12 protein-coding genes and 5 tRNA genes are annotated in these 16,531 nt (G+C 73.9%); 6 read left to right on the top strand and 11 right to left on the bottom strand.

Annotated elements, in window-relative coordinates; genetic code table 11:
• Together ACZ404_RS03760 and ACZ404_RS03755 are read right to left on the bottom strand one after the other, a co-directional pair.
• Window positions 1-822 (bottom strand): aminotransferase class IV, encoded by an 822-nt coding sequence (locus ACZ404_RS03760; RefSeq protein ID WP_468435639.1) that lies wholly within the window; start codon window positions 820-822, stop codon window positions 1-3.
• Window positions 819-1,883, bottom strand: coding sequence for a chorismate-binding protein (locus ACZ404_RS03755; RefSeq protein ID WP_468435638.1), 1,065 nt, complete (start codon window positions 1,881-1,883; stop codon window positions 819-821). Before ACZ404_RS03755 ends, ACZ404_RS03760 begins: the two co-directional genes overlap by 4 nt.
• Before the next feature lie 177 nt (window positions 1,884-2,060).
• On the opposite strand from ACZ404_RS03755, the gene ACZ404_RS03750 reads away from it, so the two are divergent.
• From ACZ404_RS03750 to ACZ404_RS03730, 5 genes are all read left to right on the top strand, one after another.
• Window positions 2,061-2,133, top strand: a tRNA-Gly gene (locus ACZ404_RS03750).
• A gap of 39 nt (window positions 2,134-2,172) precedes the next feature.
• Window positions 2,173-2,246: transfer RNA gene (locus tag ACZ404_RS03745), tRNA-Cys, on the top strand.
• A 1-nt stretch (window position 2,247) separates the two neighbouring features.
• Window positions 2,248-2,319 (top strand) — tRNA-Val (locus ACZ404_RS03740).
• A gap of 26 nt (window positions 2,320-2,345) precedes the next feature.
• Window positions 2,346-2,417: transfer RNA gene (locus tag ACZ404_RS03735), tRNA-Val, on the top strand.
• A 33-nt stretch (window positions 2,418-2,450) separates the two neighbouring features.
• Window positions 2,451-2,522, top strand: a tRNA-Val gene (locus tag ACZ404_RS03730).
• A 56-nt stretch (window positions 2,523-2,578) separates the two neighbouring features.
• On the opposite strand, the gene ACZ404_RS03725 is transcribed toward ACZ404_RS03730, so the two are convergent.
• The 3 genes from ACZ404_RS03725 to ACZ404_RS03715 form a co-directional block, all read right to left on the bottom strand.
• A complete protein-coding gene (locus ACZ404_RS03725) occupies window positions 2,579-2,875 on the bottom strand; it encodes a TFIIB-type zinc ribbon-containing protein (RefSeq protein ID WP_468435637.1) in 297 nt (98 codons plus the stop codon).
• 80 nt (window positions 2,876-2,955) lie between these two features.
• Window positions 2,956-3,909, bottom strand: coding sequence for a phosphotransferase family protein (locus tag ACZ404_RS03720; protein ID WP_468435636.1), 954 nt, complete (start codon window positions 3,907-3,909; stop codon window positions 2,956-2,958).
• A 299-nt stretch (window positions 3,910-4,208) separates the two neighbouring features.
• Complete coding sequence (locus ACZ404_RS03715) at window positions 4,209-4,385, bottom strand: hypothetical protein (protein WP_468435635.1); 177 nt, start codon at window positions 4,383-4,385, stop codon at window positions 4,209-4,211.
• Between the two features lie 603 nt (window positions 4,386-4,988).
• Between ACZ404_RS03715 and ACZ404_RS03710 the strand changes: the two genes are divergently transcribed.
• The gene (locus ACZ404_RS03710; protein ID WP_468435634.1) at window positions 4,989-6,380 is read left to right on the top strand and encodes a serine/threonine-protein kinase; all 1,392 of its coding nucleotides are present in this window, start codon (window positions 4,989-4,991) and stop codon (window positions 6,378-6,380) included.
• Window positions 6,381-6,399: 19 nt separating this feature from the next.
• On the opposite strand, the gene ACZ404_RS03705 is transcribed toward ACZ404_RS03710, so the two are convergent.
• The 6 genes from ACZ404_RS03705 to ACZ404_RS03680 all read right to left on the bottom strand — a co-directional run bounded on the left by ACZ404_RS03705 (window position 6,400) and on the right by ACZ404_RS03680 (window position 16,436).
• Window positions 6,400-7,218 (bottom strand): TrmH family RNA methyltransferase, encoded by an 819-nt coding sequence (locus ACZ404_RS03705; protein ID WP_468435633.1) that lies wholly within the window; start codon window positions 7,216-7,218, stop codon window positions 6,400-6,402.
• Window positions 7,219-7,291: 73 nt separating this feature from the next.
• Window positions 7,292-8,524, bottom strand: coding sequence for a uroporphyrinogen-III C-methyltransferase (cobA, locus tag ACZ404_RS03700; protein ID WP_468435632.1), 1,233 nt, complete (start codon window positions 8,522-8,524; stop codon window positions 7,292-7,294).
• Window positions 8,525-8,771: 247 nt separating this feature from the next.
• Window positions 8,772-13,073 carry a nicotinate-nucleotide--dimethylbenzimidazole phosphoribosyltransferase gene (gene cobT, locus ACZ404_RS03695; RefSeq protein WP_468435631.1) on the bottom strand — a complete coding sequence of 1,434 codons (4,302 nt, stop codon included), beginning with the start codon at window positions 13,071-13,073 and terminating at the stop codon, window positions 8,772-8,774.
• A 347-nt stretch (window positions 13,074-13,420) separates the two neighbouring features.
• The gene (gene cbiE / locus ACZ404_RS03690) at window positions 13,421-14,689 is read right to left on the bottom strand and encodes a precorrin-6y C5,15-methyltransferase (decarboxylating) subunit CbiE (protein WP_468435630.1); all 1,269 of its coding nucleotides are present in this window, start codon (window positions 14,687-14,689) and stop codon (window positions 13,421-13,423) included.
• A 122-nt stretch (window positions 14,690-14,811) separates the two neighbouring features.
• Window positions 14,812-15,450, bottom strand: coding sequence for a GNAT family N-acetyltransferase (locus tag ACZ404_RS03685; protein WP_468435629.1), 639 nt, complete (start codon window positions 15,448-15,450; stop codon window positions 14,812-14,814).
• 155 nt (window positions 15,451-15,605) lie between these two features.
• A complete protein-coding gene (locus tag ACZ404_RS03680) occupies window positions 15,606-16,436 on the bottom strand; it encodes a MetQ/NlpA family ABC transporter substrate-binding protein (RefSeq protein WP_468435628.1) in 831 nt (276 codons plus the stop codon).
• Window positions 16,437-16,531: the final 95 nt, after the last annotated feature.

Raw genomic sequence — 16,531 nt, 5'->3', positions numbered from 1 at the left:
TCAGGGGTCCAGGTCGTCCCCGGACCGCTCCTCGAAGATCCGCATCGCCTTGGCGGTCGCCGGGCCCGGTGCGCCGGGCAGTTCCCGGTCGTCGACCTGGTGCACGGCCTGGACGTCCCGGAGGGTCGAGGTCAGGAAGATCTCGTCGGCCTGCCGCAGGACGTCCAGCGGCAGGTCGGTCTCCTTGGCGCCGGTCCACTCGACAGCGAGGGCGCGGGTGATGCCCGCCAGGCAGCCGGAGGAGACCGGCGGGGTGTGGATCTCGCCGTCCAGGACGACGAAGACGTTCGACCCGGTGCCCTCGCACAGCTCGCCGACGGTGTTGCCGAACAGGGCCTCGGAGGCTCCGTGTTGGTGGGCGCGGGCGAGGGCGACGACGTTCTCGGCGTAGGAGGTGGTCTTCAGGCCGGTGAGGGCGCCGCGCTCGTTGCGGGTCCAGGGGACGGTGATCACGGCGGTGGAGTCGGGTCGGCGCGTGGTCGCGCCGAGGGCCACCACCAGGGTCGGGCCGTGGTCGCCGCGGTCCGAGCCGAGGGGGCCGTGGCCGCCGGTGTAGGTGATGCGCAGCCGGCCGAGCGGCATCGGGTTGGCCTCCAGCACGGCCGCGCAGGCCCGGCGGAGCTCCTCGTGGTCGGGGTCGGGCAGGCCGAGGCCGCGGGCCGAGCGGGTCAGCCGGTCCAGGTGACGGGTGAGCGCGAAGGGCCTGCCCTCCACCGCCTTCACCGTCTCGAAGATTCCGTCCCCCACGGTCAGCCCGTGATCGAAGACGGAGACACGGGCGGACTCCAGGTCCTGCAGCCCGCCGTCCAGCCAGATCCTCATGTCAGTGCCCCTCCGCTTGCCTCGTACGTCCCCGACGCTACCGCGAGCAGCCGGGACGCCTTCAGTTCGGTCTCCCGCCACTCGGCCTCGGGGTCGGACCCCCAGGTGATGCCGGCGCCGGTGCCGAAGCGCAGGACGGCGGCGCCGGCGTCGGACCGGTCGATCCAGAAGGTGCGGATGCCCACGGCCAGCTCGCCGGTGCCCCGGTCGGCGTCGACCCAGCCGATGCCGCCGCAGTACGGGCCGCGCGGCGCGGTCTCGAGGGCCTCGATGATCCGCAGGGCGCTGGACTTGGGGGCGCCGGTGACCGAGCCGGGCGGGAAGGCGGCGGCGAGCAGCTCCGGCCAGCCGGCGTCGGTGCGCAGCTCGCCGCGCACGGTGGAGACCAGGTGGACCAGGCCGGGGTGCTTCTCGACCGCGCACAGGTCGGGGACGGTCACGCTGCCGGTGGCGCAGACGCGCCCGATGTCGTTGCGGACCAGGTCCACGATCATCACGTTCTCGGCGTGGTCCTTCTCCAGCAGGTCGGCCTCGGTGCGGCCGGTGCCCTTGATGGGGCCGGACTCGACGACGCGGCCGTCGCGGCGCAGGAACAGCTCCGGCGAGGCGGTGGCGATCTCCACGCCGTGCTCCGGCAGGCGGATCGTTCCTGCATAGGGCGCCGGGTTGCCGCGGGCCAGCAGGGCGGTCAGGGCGTCCACGTCGGCGTCGGGGTCGACGGGCGCGCCGAGCACCCGGCAGAGGTTGGCCTGGTAGACCTCGCCGGCCGCGATGTGCGCGCGGATCCGGTCCACGCCGGCGGTGTATCCGGCACGGTCCAGGGAGGTGGTCCAGTCGTCCACCGCCGGGCCCCGCCAGGCCCCGGGCACCGGGGCGGGCACGGGCTCCTCGCGTACGTCCGCGAAGCGGGCGCAGGTCAGGCGGCCCTCGAAGTCGGCGCAGACGGCCCAGAAGCCCGCGGAGTCCAGGGCGGCGGGGTCGCTGGTGACGTCGAGGAGGCCGGTGGCCAGACGGTCGCCGAAGCGGGCCAGCGCGGGGAGCCGGGACGGGAAGTGAAGCACGGGGTCGAGTCTAGGGCGGGTGCCCGGAGGGCGGCCCGGGCATGTCGGCCGGGGGCCCTGAGCACGTCGTCCGGGAGAAGCGGCGCAGCACGCTGCGCAAACGCGTTTTTGTACTGGCCCGGGAATCCGCTAGAGTTCAACACGTCGCCGGGACGCGCAAGCGAACCGAAACGACAGGCGGACGTAGCTCAGTTGGTAGAGCGCAACCTTGCCAAGGTTGAGGTCGCGAGTTCGAGCCTCGTCGTCCGCTCGAAGGAAGAAGGGGTTCCTCCCGATCCCCTACACTCCTGGTGGAGTGGCCGAGAGGCGAGGCAACGGCCTGCAAAGCCGTCTACACGGGTTCAAATCCCGTCTCCACCTCCAAGGACGATTAGCTCAGCGGGAGAGCGCTTCCCTGACACGGAAGAGGTCACTGGTTCAATCCCAGTATCGTCCACTGGATCTTCTCGAAGATCCTTTCCCGCGCGATTAGCTCAGCGGGAGAGCGCTTCCCTGACACGGAAGAGGTCACTGGTTCAATCCCAGTATCGCGCACGCACAGTCGGTGACCTTCGGGTCACGGCCTGAGGACGATTAGCTCAGCGGGAGAGCGCTTCCCTGACACGGAAGAGGTCACTGGTTCAATCCCAGTATCGTCCACACCGCAGCGAGCCCCCGGCCGTCTTGTACGGCCGGGGGCTTCGTCGTCCGCCGGTTCAGCTGGAGAACAGCATGTGGCCGAAGCTCTTGTGACGGTGGTGGCCGCCGTGACCGCCGTAGTGCCCTCCGTGGCCACCGCCGTGCGGGGCGCCCCAGGCCGGGGCGGGCGGCGCCGGGTAGGCCTGCGGGGCGGGCGGCGGGGGCGCCGGCTGGGACCACTGGGACTCCAGGCGGGTCAGCGACTCCAGCTCGCCGTAGTCGAGGAAGATGCCGCGGCAGCCGCTGCACTGCTCGATCTGGACGCCATTGCGGTTGTAGGTGTGCATCGGCGCATGGCACTTCGGACACTGCATGGTCGGCTCAACTCCTCGCCGGTCGGTCCTGCTTCGTGTTTCCCCAGGACAGACTCCGTCCGGCCCCGGTCGGTTGCAGCCTACTTCGGGAATCCGCGCGTCAACTGATGAGGGACCGACTTCATTCGGGCACAGGCGTCCACCAGGGCCTGCTCCACCTCGTCCAGGGGACGGCCGGCCGCGAGCGCCTTGGTGAGGGCGCGCGCCGCCGTCTGCACGGTGAGGGCACGGGCCGGCACGTCCAGCGCGGGCCAGGGGTCACCGTCCTTGGGTACGGCGGGGCCGCGTGCCGCCCGGTAGGCGGCCAGGAAGCGGGTCCACTCGTCGGGCGGGAGCAGCCCGCACGCGTACCAGGCGGCGGGCCGCGCCAGGTCCCAGGCCGGAACGCCGGGCCCCAGGTCGTCCACGTCGATCAGCCGCCAGGGGCCGCCGGGGGCCGGGTGCCGGACGAGCTGGCCGAGATGGAGATCACCATGACAGAGGGCCGGCGGTCCGGGCATGGGCGCCTCGGCCCGCGCCCACGCGGGCAGGGCGTCCCAGGCCCGCAGCACCGGGGGCCCCGCTGGATGCGGCGTGGCCGACAGGGCCGTACGCAGGCGGCGGACGGCATCGGCGGCCCGGGCCGGGCCGCGCATCGGGGGCAGGAGGCCGGGCGGGGCCGTCCGGTGCAGCCGGGCGAGCAGCGTGGCGGCGGCTTCCCAAGGGGCCGCGTCGGGATCGTCCGGGTCCACGGGGACGCCGTACGGCCACAAGGTCACGAGGCGGTCGTACAGGGGGACGGGCTCGGCGCCGAGCGGCGCCAGAAGAAGGTCCGGAAGGGCGGCGGCCGTGGCGAGCCGAAGCGTCAGCTCGTCGCGATCCGTCCCCGGCGCATGAGCCTTCGCCACGGCACCGGCATGCCGGACCACGGTGGCGTCGGCCCGGTCGGCGAGCGGCGTACTGCCACAGCCGCACGCCGCTCCCCCGTCCCGCGGATGCGCGGCGTCCGCGGCCCGCACGGCGAGCACGGACACAAGGTCGGGGGCGTCTGACATCACGAGGACCTCGGCAAGGTGGACTGGTGCGGCCGACGGTACTGCACCCCCAGGGCCACGGGGACCGCCCGACCAGCCACGACGCACCCCGGATCACGACGGCCCAGCAGGCCCCGGCGCACACCGCGCAGATCGCGGCGGCGCGATCCTCCCCACGAAGCACACCCCCGAAACGGCGCAATGCCGGCGCAGCTCCCCAGCTGCGCCGGCATCAGTGCCGTCCGCCGCACCCCCGTCCCCACGGGGTTTCCTGGATGGATGTCCCCGCCCGGACCGCTCTTCCGGGCCTGGGGTCGCGCTCAGCGCCCCAGCATCGCACCCACGGACGACGCCTGTGTGGCCACTGTCTCCCAGCCGTCGAAGACGAGGAGCAGCAGCACCGCCAGGGGAAGGGCCATCACGGTCGCCACCAGGGGGTGGCGGCGGCCCGTCCGGCGGGGGGCGAACGCGCTGCGTCGCGGTGCCGTGTGGGCCATGGTCCCTCTCCTGACCGTCTCAGTTGTCGTTGGCAGCGGCGGGTGCCTGACCTCGGGGGACGAGTGCTGCACCCGCCGCTTGACCTCAAATCTAGGCACGCGAGCCCCGGCGGGCGTCATGCCCTCGTACCGAATCGCGGGCCTCCCGGAGGATGAGCCACGACCTGCGGAGTACTCCCCTGGGTGGAGACGCGGTCCCAGGTCTCGGGGTCTTCCCGGAGGGGGCGCCCACTGTGTCCCGCCATGTCCGGACCTTCCTCCAGGGGGGCCGGAGTGACTTCAGTCACTTCGGCGGGGGCCCGGAGGCGGGTGGTGCCCATCGGGCGGCCCGCCCCCGGCCCGGTGCGCCCGGCCGTCGGCGGGTCCTTCCGGGCGGCTGCCGCGCACCGGCCGTGGCCGGCCGGCACGTGATCAACCTCCGTACCGTGCCCGCCCGTTGATGTCACATCTGTCCCAAGGGCACCGTACGGCCACACTCCCTGACCGTCTTTCACCTCGTGCGCCCCGTACGCACAATCCGTCCGCCCCAGAGGGCGCGGCCTCTGCGCGCAGGCGGCCGTGGAAACGTAAGCTGTGCCACGTCACAGGGACCGGGCAGCGGGGATGAACATGGCGATGATGCGCCTGAGGCGCGAGGACCCGCGCGTCGTCGGCTCGTTCAGGCTTCACCGACGGCTCGGCGCGGGCGGGATGGGTGTGGTCTACCTCGGCTCCGACAAGAAGGGGCAGCGGGTCGCGCTGAAGGTGATCCGGCCCGACCTGGCGGAGGATCAGGAGTTCCGGTCGCGCTTCGCCCGCGAGGTCTCGGCGGCCCGGCGCATCCGGGGCGGCTGCACCGCCCGGCTGGTCGCGGCGGACCTGGAGGCCGAGCGTCCCTGGTTCGCGACCCAGTACGTGCCCGGGCCCTCCCTGCACGACAAGGTCGCCGACGACGGTCCGCTGGGTGCGGCCGAGGCGGCGGCGATCGGCGCGGCCCTGTCCGAGGGGCTGGTCGCGGTGCACGAGGCCGGCGTCGTCCACCGGGACCTGAAGCCCTCCAACATCCTGCTGTCGCCGAAGGGACCGCGGATCATCGACTTCGGCATCGCCTGGGCCACCGGCGCCTCCACGCTGACCCATGTGGGCACGGCGGTGGGCTCCCCCGGTTTCCTCGCCCCCGAACAGGTGCGCGGTGCCGCCGTCACCCCGGCGACGGACGTGTTCTCGCTGGGCGCGACCCTGGCGTACGCCTCGACCGGTGACTCGCCCTTCGGACAGGGCAGTTCCGAGGTGATGCTGTACCGCGTGGTGCACGAGGAGCCGCACCTGCACGGCGTTCCGGACGCCCTCGCCCCGCTGGTGCGGGCGTGCCTCGCCAAGGACCCCGAGGACCGGCCCAGCACCCTCCAACTGTCGCTGCGGCTCAAGGAGATCGCCGCCCGCGAGGCCCAGGGCCTGGCCGACGTACGGCCGCCCGCGCCGCGGGCCGCGGAGGCGGACCGGCCCACCGGACGGCTGGTCGACACCTATCCCGAGCCGCAGCGCACCCAGCGGCGCTCCTCCCCCGGCACCCCGGTGCCGCGCGGCACCGCGCCCGCGCGGGGTGGCGCGCCGGCGCGGGGCGGCGGTCCCGTACGCGGCGGGGGCGCCGCGGCACGTCCGGGTACGGCCCGTTCGACCCCGGTCCCGCGCGTGGCCGGCCAGCGCTCCGGCAGCGGCAGCCGTCCGGTCCCGCGCAGTGGTACGGGGCGCCCGGCACCGCGTCCGACGGGGTCCGGGTTGCGGCCGGCCAACCCCCGGCTGCTGCGCCAGCGGCTGTTCGTGTTCGTGGTGGTGACGCTGCTGGTGGCGCTGGGCATCGCGGTGGCGCAGGGCTGCCAGGGTCCGGCGCGCGGGCTCGGTGGCGACCAGCGGCAGGAGCACGTGCAGCCGGTCTTCACACCGCTGGACGAGAGCAAGCTGATGTCGCAGCGGTACGAGTCGACGATGGAGGCCGACACCGGCGCGGGGAAGTGACCCCGGTCGCCGGCGGGATTCAGCAGCGCGGCCGGCCCGAGGCCACCGCGTAGAACGCCACCGCGGCCGCCGCGCCGACGTTCAGCGAGTCCACGCCGTGCGACATCGGGATGCGCACCCATTCGTCTGCGGCGACCAGGGCCTGGGTGGACAGGCCGTCGCCCTCCGCGCCGAGCATCAGGGCCACCCGGTCCATCGTGTGCGGGGCGGCCTCGTCGAGGGTCCTGGCCTTCTCGTCCGGGGTCAGCGCGAGCAGGGTGAAGCCGGCCTCGCGGACCGACTCCAGCCCCTTGGGCCAGCTCTCCAGGCGGGCGTACGGCACGGAGAACACCGCACCCATGGAGACCTTGACGCTCCGCCGGTACAGCGGGTCCGCGCTGTCGGGCGACAGCAGTACGGCGTCCATGCCGAGGGCGGCTGCCGAGCGGAAGATCGCACCGATGTTGGTGTGGTCGTTGACCGACTCCATGACCACGACCCGGCGGGCGGTCCGCAGCAGCTCCCCGGCCGTCGGCAGCGGTTTGCGCTGCATGGAGGCGAGGGCGCCGCGGTGCACGTGGTAGCCGGTGACCTGCTCGGCGAGTTCCGGGCTCACGGCGTACACGGGGGCCGGGAGTTCGTCGATGACGTCGCGCATGACGTCGATCCACTTGGCCGAGAGCAGCATGGAGCGCATCTCGTACCCGGCTTCCTTGGCCCTGCGGATGACCTTCTCGCCCTCCGCGATGAACAGGCCCTCGGCCGGCTCGCGCTTGCGGCGCAGTTCGACGTCGGTCAGGCCCGTGTAGTCGCGCAGGCGCGGGTCGTCGGGATCCTCAACGGTGATGAGATCGGCCACAGGGTGATACTGCCTTGTCCGGGGTGTGCTGCCAACGGCTGGAACGGGTCGTGTTACCCGGGGTTACGCGTGATCAAGCCACGGGCTCCGGGCCGACCCGGACCACGTCGCCGATGACGACGACCGCCGGCGGCCGCACGTCCTCGGCGCGTACGGTCTCGGCGACCGTGGCGAGGGTCGCGTCCACCCGGCGCTGCGCGGCCGTCGTGCCCTCCTGCACGAGGGCGACGGGGGTCTCGGGCGACCTGCCGTGCGCGACCAGCGTCTCGGCGATCTTCCCGATCTTGTCGACGCCCATGAGGACCACCAGGGTGCCGGTGAGCTTCGCCAGCGACGGCCAGTCCACCAGGGAGCGCTCGTCGTCGGGGGCGACATGCCCGCTGACCACGGTGAACTCGTGGGCCACGCCCCGGTGGGTGACGGGGATGCCGGCCGCGCCCGGCACGGAGATCGAGCTGGAGATGCCGGGGACGACCGTGCACGGGATACCGGCCTCGGCGAGAGCCTGGACCTCCTCCATGCCCCGGCCGAAGACGAACGGGTCCCCGCCCTTGAGTCGTACGACCGACTTGCCCTGCTTGGCGTGCTCGATGAGGGCGTTGTTGATGGCCTCCTGGGCCATGTAGCGGCCGTAGGGGATCTTCGCGGCGTCGATGACCTCGACGTGCGGCGGGAGTTCGGCGAGCAGGTCGCGCGGGCCGAGGCGGTCGGCGATGACGACGTCGGCCTCGGCGAGCAGGCGGCGGCCGCGCACGGTGATCAGGTCCGGGTCGCCGGGTCCGCCGCCGACCAGGGCCACGCCGGGCGTACGGGTGCGGTGGTGCGGGGCGACCAGGGTGCCGTCGCGCAGGCCCTCGACGACCGCGTCGCGGATGGCGGCGGTGTGCCGCGGGTCGCGGCCGCGCGCGTCGGTGGTCAGGACGGCCACGGTCACGCCCTCGCTGGTCCCGGTGGCCGGCGTCCAGGCCGTGGCCGCGTCGGCGTCGTCGGAGCGGACGCACCAGACGCGGTGGCGCTCGGCTTCGGCGGAGGCCTGTGCGTTGGCGTCGGGGTCACTGGTGGCGATCAGGGCGTACCAGGCCTCGGCGAGGTCGCCGTCGGTGTAGGGCCGCCGCTGCCAGCTGATCTCGCCCGCGTCGGCCATCGCCTCCACGGAGGGGGTCGCCTCGGGGGACACCAGGACGATGTCCGCGCCCGCCGCGATGAGTGCCGGGAGGCGGCGCTGGGCGACCTGGCCGCCGCCGAGGACGACCACACGGCGGCCGGTGAGGCGGAGGCCTACGGGGTAGGCGGGATGTTCGGCCATGAGGGTGGCTCCTCCGGTCGCTGTGCGGTGGCCCTGACGTGCGGATTTTACGGTGCCCGGCGGCAAGGGCGGCTCGGGTGTCCAGTGGTTGGGCGCGGCCGGGTGCGTGGGTCCGTGCCCGCCCGTTGCTTCCCAGTGCCTCGAGGGCCTGGGGGTGCCTCCGGCGCGACGGCTGCCCACGGACCCACCGTCGAGGGAAGGGGCGTCCGGTTCCGTCGCACCGGAGCAGCCCCTTCCTCCCGCGCTCCTACTTCTCGGTGACTCCCGCCGAGTCGAACGTCGCCACCTCGTGCATGGCCCGCGCCGTGCTCTGCACCAGCGGCAGCGCGAGCAGCGCGCCGGTGCCCTCGCCGAGGCGGAGGTCGAGGTCGACCAGGGGGCGCAGGCCCAGCTTGTTGAGGGCGGCCACATGGCCCGGTTCGGCGCTGCGGTGCCCGGCGATGCAGGCCGCGAGCACCTCGGGGGCGATCGCGCGGGCGACCAGGGCCGCGGCGCCGGCGCTGACGCCGTCCAGGATCACCGGCGTACGCAGCGACGCGCCGCCGAGCAGCAGCCCGACCATGGCCGCGTGCTCGAAGCCGCCGATGGCCGCGAGGACCCCGATGGGGTCGGCCGGGTCCGGCTGGTGGAGTTCCAGCGCACGGCGCACGACCTCGGTCTTGCGGGCCAGCGTCTCGTCGTTGATGCCGGTGCCCCGGCCGGTGACCTCGGTGGGGTCGACGCCCGTGAAGACGGAGATCAGCGCGGCGGACGCCGTCGTGTTGGCGATGCCCATCTCACCGGTGAGCAGCGCCTTGTTGCCGGCCGCCACCAGGTCGCGGGCGGTCTCGATGCCGACCTCGATGGCGGCCTTGGCCTCCTCGCGGGTCATCGCCGGACCGGTGGTCATGTCGGACGTGCCGCCGCGGATCTTGCGGGGCAGCAGACCGGGCGTGGCCGGCAGGTCGGCGGCGACGCCGACGTCCACGACGCACACCTCGGCGCCGACCTGGCCCGCGAAGGCGTTGCACACCGCTCCCCCGCCCAGGAAGTTGGCCACCATCTGGGCGGTGACCTCCTGCGGCCAGGGGGTCACGCCCTGCGCGTGCACACCGTGGTCGCCCGCGAAGATCGCGACGGCGGCGGGCTCCGGGATCGGCGGCGGGCACTGCCGGGACAGGCCGGACAGCTGCGCGGAGATGATCTCCAGCATGCCGAGCGCGCCGGCGGGCTTGGTCATGCGCTTCTGGCGCTCCCAGGCCTCCCCGAGTGCCTTGGCGTCGAGCGGGCGGATCTGTGCGACGGTCTCGGCGAGCAGGTCGTGGGGTTCCTCTCCGGGCAGGGCACGGCGGCCGTACGTCTCCTCGTGCACCACCCAGGACAGGGGGCGCCGCTTGGACCAGCCGGCCTGCATCAGCTCGGGCTCGTCCGGGAACTCGTCGACGTACCCGACGCACAGGTAGGCGATGACCTCCAGGTGCTCGGGCAGGCCGAGGGCGCGGACCATCTCGCGCTCGTCGAAGAAGCTGACCCAGCCGACGCCGAGGCCCTCGGCCCGGGCGGCGAGCCAGAGGTTCTCCACCGCGAGTGCCGCGGAGTACGGCGCCATCTGCGGCTGCGTGTGCCGGCCGAGGGTGTGGCGGCCGCCGCGGGTGGGGTCGGCGGTGACGACGATGTTCACCGGGGTGTCGAGGATGGCCTCGATCTTGAGTTCCTTGAACTGCTTGGCCCGGCCCTTGGGCAGCGACTTGGCGTATGCCTCGCGCTGCCGCATGGCCAGTTCGTGCATCGTGCGCCGGGTGTCGGCGGAGCGGATGACGACGAAGTCCCAGGGCTGGGAGTGGCCGACGGAGGGCGCGGTGTGCGCCGCCTCCAGGACGCGCAGCAGCACCTCGTGCGGGATGGGGTCGCTGCGGAAGCCGTTGCGGATGTCGCGGCGCTCGCGCATCACCTTCAGCACGGCCTCGCGCTCGGCGTCGTCGTAGGGCGGCGCGGCCGGTCCGGTGGGCTGTCGTACCTCTTCCACGGCGGCCGTGCTCTCTTCCTGGTCGGCGGCCCTGGTCTCCAGGTCCTCCGCCTGCTGTACGACATCGGGGGCGTGCTCGGCGACGGCCGCGCCGCGCGGCGCGGGCACGGTGACCTGCCCGGGCATGCCGAGCGGCTGCGCGGGGGCGAGGTGCGGGGTGCTGGGCACCTGACCGTCGACCGGCACGAACTGTCCGAGGTGCTGCGGAGGGACGCCGGGGGTCGGCTGTTCCGCGGCGAGGTCCGGGGTGGGGGCGGGCTGCCCCTGCGGAGCGGTGGGCTCGGCTGTGCCGGCGTCCGGGGCCGGCGTGGACTCCGGGCCGGTGGCGGCCACGCCCTGCTGCGGGGCGGTTCCGGCTCCGGCGAGCTGCGGGCCCTGGGCGTGCAGGAGGGCGGGGTCGGGCGCCTCGGTGGTGGAAGCGGTGCCGTTGTCATCGGCCGCGGGTTCGGCCTGCGCGGCGGGGGCGTCGGCACCGTCCTCGGCCGGAGCAGCTGCGTCCGGGATGGCTGCAGCGGGGGGCAGCGGGCCACCCACAGCACTCGGAACCTCTGCTTCCGGGGCGAGGGATGCAGCTGCGCCCTCGGCAGGGGCGGCGGCGTCCGGAGTGTCCGAGACGGTGTCCGCGGGCGGGGCCGCGGCCTCCGGGGTGTCCGTGGCGACGGGGCCCGCAGTCGCGACCTCGGCATCGGGGCGGTCGCCGACCTCGGCCAGGGCGACGGCGTCCGGGGTCTCCGAGGGCAGGGAGCCCTCCGGCCCTGGTTCGGGGGCGTCCGTGGCAGGGGTCTCGGCACCCGGGGCGGAGGCGGGCGCCGGGGTACCGTCCACGGCGGCAGGTTCCGCGGCTTCCGGCGCGTCCGGGACAGGGGCGACAGAACGGGCGTCGGCGACAGCGGCAGCCTCCGGAGTCTCCGCCACCGGGGCCGGGCCCGCGGCTTCCGGTGCCTCCGCCAGGGCCACGGTCTCCGGGGTCTGCGCCACCGGGGCCGGGCCCGCGGCCTGCGGCGCCTCGGCCAGGGCCACGGTCTGCGGGCTCTGCGGCACCGGGGCCGGGCCTGCGGCTTCCGGCGCCTCGGCCGGAACAGCGGCCTCCGGGAGGTCCGGGACGGGGGCCGAGCCTGCGGCCTCCGGTGCCCCGGCCGCAGCAGCGGCCTCCGGGAGGTCCGGGACGGGGGCCGAGCCTGCGGCCTCCGGTGCCCCGGCCGCAGCAGCGGCCTCCGGGACGTCCGGGAGAGGGGCCGGGACGACGGCTTCCGACGCGTCCGGCACCGGAGCACCGCTCTCCGGCGCAGCTGCAGCGTCCGGGGTCTGCGGGGCGGGGGCCGGGCCCACGGCCTCCGGTGCCTCCGCCCGGGCCGCGTCCTGCGGGGTCTGCGCCACCGGGGCCGGCATGTCGCCCGCGACCGGGCCTGCGGCTTCCGGTGTGGACGGGACAGGGGCCGTGGCAACGCCCTCGGCGGGAGCCGTGGCGTCAGGAGCCTCCGGCGCGGGGGCCGGGCTCATCACGGCCTCAGCGGTCGGGTCGCCCGTCGCCTGGGCCTCCGGCGCGGACGTGGCGGTCACGGGCCGAGTCGCGTCGGCGGGCACCTCGGCGGCTTCCGCGGGCGCGTCCTGTGCGGTCCGGTCCGTGGTGTCGGGCCGGAAGCCGGGCGTCGCGGGCACCTCGCCCTGGGGCGTCACGGCACCGGCGGGTTCCGCCGGGCCCTGGTCGGAGCCCTGAGCCGGCACGGCCCCCGCGGGGCCCTCGCTCTGCACGGGCATCGGCGCCTGCCCCGGAGCGCCCTGTTCCGGAGCGCCCTGTTCCGGCGCCTGAGCGACGAGGGCCGTCTCGGTGCCGTACACGCCGTCGTGCCCATGGGCCGGCTGGACCCCGTCGTGGCCGTGCACGACGGTCGCCTGGGCGGCCAGGCGGGCCACCGCCGCCTGGGCCGGGCCCGGTGCGCCGACGGGCGGAGCAACCGTTTCCGCAGCCGGGGCCTCCTGGCCGACCTGGGCCGCGGCCCCGGGGACGGCACCCCAGGGGGCCGCGCTCTGCGGGACCATGTCGTGCAGGGGCTGCGCGTCCAGGTACTCGGGGGCGGCGGCCGGAGCCGGCTGCCGCACCGGCGCGTCCGCGGGTCCGCGGTCGGCGAGGGAGCGGACCGGGCTGGCGGAGGTGTCAGGGATCGGCGGGCCGAGGTGCAGCGGCCTGCGCGGCGGCTGCGCGGCGGGCGCCGGGTCGTGCGGCGCCGAGAGGATCGGCGACGGCGGCACGGACGCCGGCGTCGGGTTGGGCAGCCGTACCCCGCTGAGGTCGACGGAACCGCTGTCCCGGCCCGCCGTCTCGTGCGGGCCGGGCTCGTGGACGGTCTCGACGACCGGCTCCGGGGGCGGTGGCGGCACTTCGTTGCCCCACGCGCCCTGGGCACCCGGCAGCAGCAGGTCTTCGTCCTCGGCGGGAGCCTCGGAGAGGTAGGTGTACGCGCCGTGCGCGGGGACGCCCGGCTGTTCCACCATGCCTGCGCTCTCCGGCTGCCCCTCGCCCGGGACCTGGCCGGTGTCGGTCATGCGTACCCCTCGCCCATCGGTTAGTGCTTCTCTACGACCAGCTCACCCGGAACGGCGCACCGACCGCCCCGTAGTGAAGAACGAGCGTGCGTGCCCAGCGGCACGAACGACGCGCCCAAAAAAGGCGACAAAGCCATTCAGTGGCATTGTCCCGGCCGTTCCGCCATCGCGACAGCATGATCCGCGACAGCCCGCTGTGGACTGCGCCACGTTGCGCGTCCTCGGGTTCCGCCGTACCACACCCACCCCAAAACGGGCGCGTTTTCCGGACATTGGCGAACGAAGTTCCGGGCCACGGATGCGGTACAACGATCGGCCAGCCTACCGCGCGCGGTATGACTACCGGATCACGGGGCGCGGTCGGGCATCACCCCGCTGAGCAGGAACGCGACGTTCCGCTCGGTCTCCGTCCAGACCCTGGTGTCGAGTTCGACCGACTGCAGCAGGGCGCACTCGACCCGGTATCCGTGTTCGGTCAGGCCGCGGCCGATGATTTCGGCCTCGTCGCGGGTCGCGGCGTGGGTGACGACGCGCTGCGGGCGGCGGTCGGCGACCGCGGAGACCACGACCGCTCCCCCGCCGCCGATCCGTACGACGTCCGGTTCGGGCAGGTTTTCGAGGATGTGGGGGGCGGTGCCCTGCACGACCTGGAGCTGGACGCCGAAGCGGCGGGCGGCCGATTCGGTGCGGGCGCAGGCCTCGGGGAGCCGGTCGACGGCGATGACGGCGGCTCCGGCGCGGGCCGCCTCGGTGGCGAACGCCCCGCTGCCGCAGCCGATGTCCCAGACGAGGTCGCCGACGCGCGGCCCGAGGCGGGCGAGTTGGGCGGCCCGCAGCAGCTGCGTCTCCCCTTCGCCGAGCCCGGGCCCGGGCCCGAACCCCTGCCCACCGGCGGACGCGGCGTGCGCGGAGTACGCGTCGTATGCGGCGTACTCTTCGTCCGGTTGCACCCAGCCCCGCGGGCCGGCGCCCGGTTCGCGTCCGGCGATCCAGCCGCCGCCCTCGGCGGCCGCCGGGCCACCGATGACGATGACGACGTTGGGGTCGCGCCAGGTGTGGTCGGCGGCCTTGTCCGAGGTGACGACGGTGACCTGTTCGCGTTCGGTGCCCAGCTCCTCGCAGATGACGAAGGTGCGGTGGACTCCTTCGAGCAGCAGGCCCAGTTCGGCGGGCCCGGCACCCGGCGCGGTGAGGACGGCGACCTTGGTGTGGGCGCGGCAGACGTTCACGGCCCGGCGCAGGGTGCGCGGGTGGGCGACGACCACCTGGGCGTCGTCCCAGGGCATGGCGGCGCGGGCGAAGGCGGCGGCCACGGCGGAGACGGCGGGGACCACCTCGACCTCGAGGCCGAACTCCGGTGCGCGCAGGGTCCGTACGACGCCGAAGAAGCCGGGGTCGCCGTCGGCGAGCACGACCGCCGTGCCGCGGTGGGCGGCGATGCGGCGGGCGGCCAGGGCGACGCTGCCGAGGCGGACACGCTCGGCGGCGGGCGGGATCTCGGGAAGCGCCAGGTGGTGGGCCGCGCCGGCCACGAGCGTGGCGGCGCCGAGGGCGGCGCGTGCCGCGTCGGTCAGCGGCGAGCCGTCCCAGCCGATCACCGTGACCCGGTCGGCCATCGTCGTCTCTCTCCAGGTCGTCGCAGGTCGTCAGGGGTACGGGCCCGTGGGCGGGCTCCGTGAGGGTACCCGGTGGAGCGGTCGTCCGCGCGCGGGACGCGGCCCCGCGGGCCCCGTGGGCGTCAGTTCCAGTCGGAGTACGAGGTGAAACCCCCGGTGTCGGCGAGCTGCCCGTCGGCGCCCTCCAGGTCCTCCGGGAGCAGGCTCCACACGATGAAGTCCGTGCGCACGTCGGTCCAGGTGCCGTCCTCGGTGCGCACGTGGACTATGCAGGCGTTGCGCAGGACGCCCTCGCTGATGCACCCGATCTTCTGCGCGACCTGCTGCGAGGCGGTGTTGTCGGCGGCGGTGCGGATCTCGATGCGCTCGAACTTCTGGTCGCCGAAGAGCCACTGGGCGGTGGCGAGCGCGGCCTCGGAGGCGTAGCCCTCGCCGCGTGCCCAGGGGGCGATGATGTACGACAGCTCGGTGGCGCGGATGTGCCAGTCGGTCCTCGTGAGCTGGACGATGCCGACCAGGCGCTGGGTGAGGAACTCGGTGACGGCGAGGTCCAGGCCGCGTCCGGCGGCGCGTTCGGCGGGCGCGTACTTCGTGATCCAGTGCCGGGCGCCGTCCTCGGTGAACGGCTGGGGCACGTCGGTCCAGGCGGCGATCTGCTCGTCGTTCATCATCTCGGCCAGCGCGGGCACGTCGTCCTCGTCGAGGGGACGCAGCACCAACCGCTCCGTGCTGATGGAGATGGTGGGGAAGGTGCTAGTCATGCGCCGCTCCGTAACCTTCGGAAAAGTCCTTGAGACACCGTCAGGACCGTGCGGGGCCCTGGCTGAACTGCCCAGCATGCAGCATGAAAGCACCGAATCGCACGACGGGGCCCACCCCGTGTGAGGAAGCGGACCCCGTGCGTGGCGATATGGCCTCAGAAGGACGGGATGACCGAGCCCTGGTACTTGTCCTCGATGAACTTCTTCACCTCGGGCGAGGTCAGCAGCTTGGCGAGCTTCTTGACCCGCGGGTCCTTCTCGTTGCCCTTCTTCACGGCGAGGAAGTTGCCGTACGGGTTGTTCTTCGCGGACTCCAGGACGAGGGCGTCCTCGGCGGGCTTGAGCCCGGCGGAGATGGCGTAGTTGCCGTTGACCACGGCGGCGTCGACGTCGTCCAGGGATCGGGGGGTCTGGGCCGCCTCGACCTCCTTGAACTTCAGGTTCTTGGGGTTCTTGGTGATGTCCTGCGGGGTCGCCTCGTTGCCGGCGCCGTCCTTGAGGGTGATGAGGCCGTTCGCGGCGAGCAGCTTCAGCGCGCGGGCCTCGTTGACGGCGTCGTTGGGGATGGTGACGGTCGCACCGCTCTTCAGCTCGTCGGCCTTCTTGACCTTGTGGGAGTACAGGCCGAGCGGCTCCAGGTGCACCGTGACGACGGGCACGATGTGGGTGCCGCGCTTGCTGTTGAAGTCGTCGAGGTAGGGCTGGTTCTGGAAGTAGTTGGCCCCGACGGAGCCGTCCTCGGTGGCCGTGTTCGGCGTGATGTAGTCGGTGAACTCCTTGACCTCGAGGTCGAGGCCCGCCTTCTTCGCCAGGTTCTTCTTGACGAAGTTCAGGATCTCGGCGTGCGGGGTCGGGCTCGCGGCGACGACCAGCGGTCCGCTGTGATCGGCGGAGCCCGAGCCCTTCTCGGAGCCGCAGGCGGTCAGCCCGAGGGTGAGGGCTCCGGCGGCGAGAACGGCGGTGGTGAGCTTGGCGGTGTTACGCACGAAAAGTGCCTTTCCTTAAGGGTGGTGCGACCCCGGATCAGGGGCTGTCGGCGCGAAGCGCCGTCGTCGAGGGGCGGTGGTCGGGTGACGGGTGG

Source organism: Streptomyces sp. NPDC030798, assembly GCF_055572275.1.
Note: the sequence above shows the minus strand (reverse complement) of the source record. Positions and strands in the feature narration are given on the sequence as shown.

Coding starts and splice junctions, on each gene's coding strand:
- ACZ404_RS03725 (WP_468435637.1), bottom strand. CDS start 2,875: ATGCAGTGTCCGAAGTGCCATGCGCCGATGCACACCTACAACCGCAAT.
- ACZ404_RS03685 (WP_468435629.1), bottom strand. CDS start 15,450: ATGACTAGCACCTTCCCCACCATCTCCATCAGCACGGAGCGGTTGGTG.
- ACZ404_RS03715 (WP_468435635.1), bottom strand. CDS start 4,385: ATGGCCCACACGGCACCGCGACGCAGCGCGTTCGCCCCCCGCCGGACG.
- ACZ404_RS03720 (WP_468435636.1), bottom strand. CDS start 3,909: ATGTCAGACGCCCCCGACCTTGTGTCCGTGCTCGCCGTGCGGGCCGCG.
- ACZ404_RS03760 (WP_468435639.1), bottom strand. CDS start 822: ATGAGGATCTGGCTGGACGGCGGGCTGCAGGACCTGGAGTCCGCCCGT.
- cobT (WP_468435631.1), bottom strand. CDS start 13,073: ATGACCGACACCGGCCAGGTCCCGGGCGAGGGGCAGCCGGAGAGCGCA.
- cbiE (WP_468435630.1), bottom strand. CDS start 14,689: ATGGCCGACCGGGTCACGGTGATCGGCTGGGACGGCTCGCCGCTGACC.
- ACZ404_RS03710 (WP_468435634.1), top strand. CDS start 4,989: ATGAACATGGCGATGATGCGCCTGAGGCGCGAGGACCCGCGCGTCGTC.
- cobA (WP_468435632.1), bottom strand. CDS start 8,524: ATGGCCGAACATCCCGCCTACCCCGTAGGCCTCCGCCTCACCGGCCGC.